At 71.7% G+C, this 678-nt stretch carries 1 protein-coding gene; it reads right to left on the reverse strand.

Annotation, left to right across the window (positions count from 1 at the left end):
• A partial coding sequence (locus IEY69_RS21625) for a PKD domain-containing protein (protein WP_229784214.1) occupies positions 1-678 on the reverse strand: 678 nt, incomplete at both ends.

Below are 678 nucleotides of genomic sequence, written 5' to 3' on the forward strand. Positions count from 1 at the left end.
CGGTACTCGTGCCCGTCACGACGGGCACGGGCTGGGTGATGGTGACGCTGGTGGTCGCGGCGGGGGACTGCGTGGCCTTGAGGCTCACCGCGTACGTTCCGGCGCGCGGGTACGTGTGCGTCTTCTGGCCGCTGGCCGCGCCGGTGACCGTGTCGCGCTGACCGTCACCCCAGTCGAGGGTGTAGGTCAGGCTGGGGATCAGACCGCCGAAGTCCGCGCGGACTTCGGCGTACACGTGGGCGGTGACGGGCGTGACGGTCAGGGTGGGCGCGGCCACGCTGACGTACTGCATGTCGACGGTGAGGGTGGCGGCGTCGCCGAGGGCAGGGGTGACGGTCACGGTGGACGGGCCGGGGGCGGCGTACGTGTGCGTGAGGGTGGTGTCGGTGCCCTGGGCGGTGATGGTCTGTTCCTGGGTGTCGCCCCACTGCACGCGGTAGGTGGCGCCTGCCACGAGGCGGCTGATCTGCAGGGCGAGGGTGAGGTTGGTGTTCGTGCCGCTCAGGACCGGTGCGGGAACCCGCACCGTGACGGTCTGCGTGGCGGGGGTCGCGTCCGGGGCGGTGACGGTCACGGTGAAGGTGCCGGGCGCAGCGTAGGTGTGTCCACGGGTGAAGGTGCGCACACCGGTGATGGTTTCGGTGGCCCCGTCGCCCCAGGCCAGGGTGTAGGTCAGGG

This window comes from Deinococcus sedimenti (assembly GCF_014648135.1).
In the GTDB taxonomy this organism is placed as follows: domain Bacteria; phylum Deinococcota; class Deinococci; order Deinococcales; family Deinococcaceae; genus Deinococcus; species Deinococcus sedimenti.